The organism is Nocardiopsis halotolerans DSM 44410 (assembly GCF_000341065.1).
Lineage (GTDB): Bacteria > Actinomycetota > Actinomycetes > Streptosporangiales > Streptosporangiaceae > Nocardiopsis > Nocardiopsis halotolerans.
Map to the genome: position 1 here is coordinate 1 of NZ_ANAX01000308.1, position 5,092 is coordinate 5,092.

At 69.0% G+C, this 5,092-nt stretch carries 4 protein-coding genes and 1 pseudogene; 3 read left to right on the forward strand and 2 right to left on the reverse strand.

Translation table 11 applies throughout. The features are described from left to right. Positions 1 to 293: 293 nt before the first annotated feature. From pdhA to D455_RS31385, 3 genes and pseudogenes are all read left to right on the forward strand, one after another. Positions 294 to 1,415: a pyruvate dehydrogenase (acetyl-transferring) E1 component subunit alpha gene (gene pdhA / locus D455_RS0122700; RefSeq protein ID WP_017572981.1), complete on the forward strand. Its 1,122-nt coding sequence runs from the start codon at positions 294 to 296 to the stop codon at positions 1,413 to 1,415. Between the two features lie 3 nt (positions 1,416 to 1,418). Further along, positions 1,419 to 2,399 (forward strand): alpha-ketoacid dehydrogenase subunit beta, encoded by a 981-nt coding sequence (locus tag D455_RS0122705; protein WP_017572982.1) that lies wholly within the window; start codon positions 1,419 to 1,421, stop codon positions 2,397 to 2,399. Between the two features lie 22 nt (positions 2,400 to 2,421). Next, positions 2,422 to 3,818 (forward strand): annotated as a pseudogene (locus D455_RS31385) (dihydrolipoamide acetyltransferase family protein). A gap of 145 nt (positions 3,819 to 3,963) precedes the next feature. Here D455_RS31385 and D455_RS0122715 read toward each other — a convergent pair. Together D455_RS0122715 and D455_RS0122720 are read right to left on the reverse strand one after the other, a co-directional pair. Further along, complete coding sequence (locus tag D455_RS0122715) at positions 3,964 to 4,323, reverse strand: hypothetical protein (protein ID WP_017572984.1); 360 nt, start codon at positions 4,321 to 4,323, stop codon at positions 3,964 to 3,966. Positions 4,324 to 4,535: 212 nt separating this feature from the next. Continuing rightward, on the reverse strand, positions 4,536 to 4,895 hold the full coding sequence (locus D455_RS0122720) for a hypothetical protein (RefSeq protein WP_017572985.1): 360 nt from the start codon (positions 4,893 to 4,895) through the stop codon (positions 4,536 to 4,538). Positions 4,896 to 5,092 lie beyond the last annotated feature (197 nt).

Here is a 5,092-nt window from a genome sequence, read left to right on the forward strand (position 1 = left end):
TCGCTCGCCCGCCCGCCTGGCCTCCACACAGCGTTCACGCGGCGCACACGGCGGGTCACGAGGTCCCCGCCGATGCTAGGAAGCCCTGGTAATCGCCCTGTCGCGCGGTCAGGGATCATGGGGCGCGCAGCCAAAAGGTGACGCTGAGGGCTTGCGCGCTCCAGGGTGAGGTCTGTCACGATATGGGGAGGGCTGTCCACCCCCACCCACCACCCCGGGAGGGCGGAGGACCGTGATCCGGCCGATCAGCGTTCACCCACGCGACGTCGGCCCCGAAAACCCGAGGGAGAAACGTGTCGGACACCACCGCGCACGACGAACCGGAGCTCATCCAGCTCCTGACACCGGAAGGGGAACTGACGGGGCACCCCGACTACCCCCTGGACATCAGCGCGGAGGAGATCCGCGCCCTCTACCGCGACCTGGTCCTGGTACGCCGGTTCGACAGTGAGGCGGTCTCCCTCCAACGCCAGGGCGAACTGGGCCTGTGGGCCTCGTTGCTCGGCCAGGAGGCCGCCCAGATCGGCTCGGGACGCGCGCTGCGTGCGAACGACATGGCGTTCCCCTCCTACCGCGAGCACGGTGTCGCCTGGTGCCGGGGCATCGAGCCCAAGGAACTGCTCGGCATGTTCCGCGGCGTCACCAACGGCGGATGGGACCCCCACGAACAGGGCTTCCACCTGTACACGATCGTCATCGGCAGCCAGACGCTGCACGCCACCGGCTACGCCATGGGCGTCCAGCGCGACGGCGCCGTCGGCGACGGCGAGAACGGCACCGCCGTCATCTCCTACTTCGGCGACGGGGCCACCAGCCAGGGCGACACCAGCGAGGCGTTCAACTTCGCCTCGGTCAACAACGCCCCGGTGGTCTTCTTCTGCCAGAACAACCAGTGGGCGATCTCCGAGCCGCCGGAGCGCCAGGCCCGCGTGCCCATCTACCGCCGCGCCGCCGGATTCGGCTTCCCGGGCGTGCGCGTGGACGGCAACGACGTCCTGGCCTGCCTGGCCGTGACCCGCGCCGCCCTGGCCAACGCCCGTGAGGGCAACGGCCCCATGCTCATCGAGGCGTTCACCTACCGGATGGGCGCCCACACCACCAACGACGACCCCTCCCGTTACCGGGCGTCGGCCGAGTTGGACGAGTGGAAGGCCAAGGACCCCATCCTGCGGGTCCGCCGTTACCTGGAGCGCGGCGGCCACGCCGACGAGGAGTTCTTCACCTCCGTCGACGCCGAGGCCGACAGGCTGGGCGAGCAGGTGCGCACCGAGTGCCGTTCCCTGCCCGATCCCGAACCCCTCGACATCTTCCACGAGGTGTACGCCGAGCCCAACGTCCACATCGACCAGCAGCGGTCCGAGTTCGCCGAGTACCTGGCCTCCTTCGAGGTCGCAGGCGCGGAAGGGGGCCGCTAGGCCATGGGAACCAACCTCACCATCGGCAAGGCCATCAACGCCGGCCTGCGCGCCGCCATGGAGCACGACCCCAAGGTCCTCGTCATGGGCGAGGACGTCGGCAAGCTCGGCGGCGTCTTCCGCGTCACCGACGGCCTGCACAAGGACTTCGGGGCCGACCGGGTCATCGACACCCCGCTCGCCGAGTCCGGCATCGTGGGCACCGCGATCGGCATGGCCCTGCGCGGCTACCGCCCCGTGGTCGAGATCCAGTTCGACGGATTCTTCTTCCCCGCCACGAACCAGACCTTCACCCAGCTGGCCAAGATGCGCCGCCGCTCGGCGGGCAAGCTCAGCGTGCCCGTGGTCATGCGCATCCCCTACGGCGGCGGCATCGGCGCCGTCGAGCACCACAGCGAGTCCCCGGAGGCGTACTTCACGCACACCGCCGGTCTGCGCGTGGTGACGGTCGCCAACCCCGAGGACGCCTACTGGATGATCCAGCAGGCGGTGCGCAGCGACGACCCGGTCGTCTTCCTGGAGCCCAAGCGGCGCTACTACGAGAAGGCCGAGGTCGACACCGGGGCACCCATCGCGGAGGCCGCCCCCATGGGGGCCGCGCGCGTGATCCGCCCCGGCACGGACGCGACCCTGCTGGCCTACGGGCCCATGGTCAAGACCGCCCTCCAGGCCGCCGAGGCCGACACCGACCACTCGATCGAGGTCATCGACCTGCGCTCGCTGTCCCCGGTGGACTACCCGACCCTGTTCGCGTCGGTGAGGAAGACCGGGCGTCTGGTCGTCGCCCACGAGGCCACCCTCACCGGCGGCCCCGGCGCGGAGATCGCCGCGCGGGTCACCGAGGAGTGCTTCTACCACCTGGAATCGCCGGTGATCCGTGTTGCCGCGTTCGACACGCCGTATCCGCAGTCTCGTCTCGAAGAGCACTACCTTCCGGACCTTGACCGCGTTCTGGACGGTGTTGACCGGGCGTTCGCGTACTAGGGGAGCGGGGAAACCGAAGAACATGGCGATTTCCAAGAACGACCCCGCCGTCGGCGGTGTCCAGTCGTTCCGGCTGCCCGACGTCGGGGAGGGCCTGGTCGAGGCCGAGATCCTCACCTGGTACGTCAAGCCGGGCGACGAGATCCAGGTCAACCAGATGATCTGCGAGATCGAGACCGCCAAGGCGGTCGTCGAGCTGCCGAGCCCGTTCGCGGGCACGGTACGGGAGCTGCTGGCCGAGGAGGGCCAGACGGTGGAGGTCGGCTCGGTGATCATCACCGTGGACGACGGCTCCGGGGGCTCCGACGCCGCCGGTGGCTCCTCCGAGGGGGCCGAGGCGGAGTCCGAGGAGCGGGAGAAGCCGCTGGTCGGNGGAAGGCCGCCACCCAGCGCCGACCGCGCCGTCGCCCCACGCCCTCGGCTCCGGCGTCGCCGCCCGTGCCCAGGATCAGCGAACCAGCGCCCGCCAACACGCCCGCGGTGGAGGAGACCGAGCCGGCACCGGCACCGGCGCCGACGTCGGGTCGGCCGCTCGCCAAGCCGCCGGTGCGCAAGATGGCCAGGGACCTCGGTGTGGACCTGGCGTCGGTCACGCCCACCGGCGAGAACGGCATCGTCACCCGCGAGGACGTCCGGGCCGCGGCCGAGGCCGCCCAGGCTCCGGAGGCCCCCGAGGCCCCCGAGGCGGCGCCCGCGGTCACCGTGGACCGCACCGCCCGTGAGCGGCGCGTGCCCGTCAAGGGCGTGCGCAAGCACACGGCCGCGGCGATGGTCAACAGCGCGTTCACCGCTCCGCACGTCACTGAGTTCCTCCAGGTGGACGTGACGAAGACGATGAAGGCCGTCGCGCGCCTGCGGGAGCGGCCCGACTTCGCCGACGTGCGGGTGTCGCCGCTGCTGCTGGTCGCCAAGGCCCTGCTCATGGCGGTCCGGCGGCACCCGGAGGTCAACGCCTCCTGGGACGAGGACAACCAGGAGATCGTGGTCAAGAACTACGTGAACCTGGGGATCGCGGCGGCCACCGAGCGCGGCCTGGTGGTGCCCAACGTCAAGGACGCCGACGCCATGACCCTGCCGGAACTCGCGGCTGGGCTGAAGCGGCTGACGGAGACGGCGCGGGCCGGGAAGACCAGTCCAGCGGACATGTCCGGCGGCACCATCACCATCACCAACGTCGGCGTGTTCGGCGTGGACGCGGGTACCCCGATCATCAACCCGGGTGAGGCCGCGATCCTGGCCTTCGGGCAGATCCGGGACATGCCCTGGGTGCACAAGGGTGAGCTGAAGGTCCGCAAGGTGACGACCCTGTCGCTGTCCTTCGACCACCGGTTGGTCGACGGGGAGCTGGGGTCCAAGGTGCTCCGTGACATCGGCACGGCGCTGGAGGACCCGGAGCTGACCGCCCTGGCCTGGGGCTAGGGGGTCGGAGTCTGATCAGGGGTCGGTGCGAGGTCGTCGCACCGGCCCCTTCCCGCGAGGAGAGCCCGTCCCGGAGAGGGATGCGGACCCCACGTTTCCGGTGTTCCCCCGTGGGTTCGCGCCGACACGTGGCCGCGCGCCACGGTCACGGGTGGCCGTCTCCGCAGTCGACGTAGTCGGCGATGCTGGCCGTGTAGTCCTCGTGGGAGTCGAGGGTGTCCCAGAACTCGTCCATGTAGGTGTCGACGAGCTCGCGCCCGCCGACTGGTTCGCCGCACCACGTGACCTCTTCGAAGTCGGTGGCGTCGAACAGGGCCCTGTCGACCGCGAAGAGCCCACCGGCCTTGTCGGTCGTCCATTCATCTTTGTCGAACTCGACGAAGTATCTGTCTTCGTCCTCTTTGAGAACCTGGGCTTCGAAGAGTGTGTTCTGACTTCCGGTGATGGCCTCGACGTCTTCCGCTGGTTCGTTCTCGATGAGCATGCGGTCGAGGATGTGTAGCATGACTTCCCGTTCGACCCAGAATTCGGAGACGTAGCCTGGCGGGAAGCCTCCCGTGTCGGGCTCAGGTGCGGATTCGGTTTCGTTCGTGGAGCACGCGGTCAGTGCCGTGCACAGGGCCAGGATGGCTGTCAGAGAGGCAGGTGCGCGGCTCGCATGGCGCATCAATGGTTCCGCCGGGGATCGGTTCACGCGGCTTCGGGGTTCAAGCGCGGTCACGGGTGGCCGTCTCCGCAGTCGACGTAGTCGGCGATGCTGGCCGTGTAGTCCTCGTGGGAGTCGAGGGTGTCCCAGAACTCGTCCATGTAGGTGTCGACGATCTCCTCGCCGCCAACGGGCTCACCGCACCACGTGACCTCCTCGAAGTTGATGGCGCCGTTCAGGGATCTGTCGATCATCGTGGTGCCGCCGACCTCGTCGCCCGCCCATGCGTCCTTGTCGAACTCGACGAAGTACCTGTCCTCGCCTTCTTTGAGGATGTGTGCCTCGAAGAGGGTGTTTGGACTTTCGGTGATGGCCTCGACGTCTTCCGCTGGTTCGTTCTCGATGAGCATGCGGTCGAGGATGTGCAACATGACTTCCCGTTCTACCCATGATTGGGAGACGTAGCCTGGCGGGAAGCCTCCCCGCTCGGGTTCGGGTTTGGCTTCGGGCTCGGATGTGGAGCACGCGGTCAGCGCCGTGCACAGGGCCAGGATGACCATCAGGAAGGTGGTTGCGCGGCTCGCATGGCGCATCAATGGTTCCGCCGGGGGTCGGTTCACGCGGTTTC

Bases quoted from the DNA above. Each gene is read 5' to 3' on its own strand.
- D455_RS0122715 (WP_017572984.1), bottom strand. From the start codon at position 4,323: ATGCTACACATCCTCGACCGCATGCTCATCGAGAACGAACCAGCGGAA.
- D455_RS0122720 (WP_017572985.1), bottom strand. From the start codon at position 4,895: ATGTTGCACATCCTCGACCGCATGCTCATCGAGAACGAACCAGCGGAA.
- D455_RS0122705 (WP_017572982.1), top strand. From the start codon at position 1,419: ATGGGAACCAACCTCACCATCGGCAAGGCCATCAACGCCGGCCTGCGC.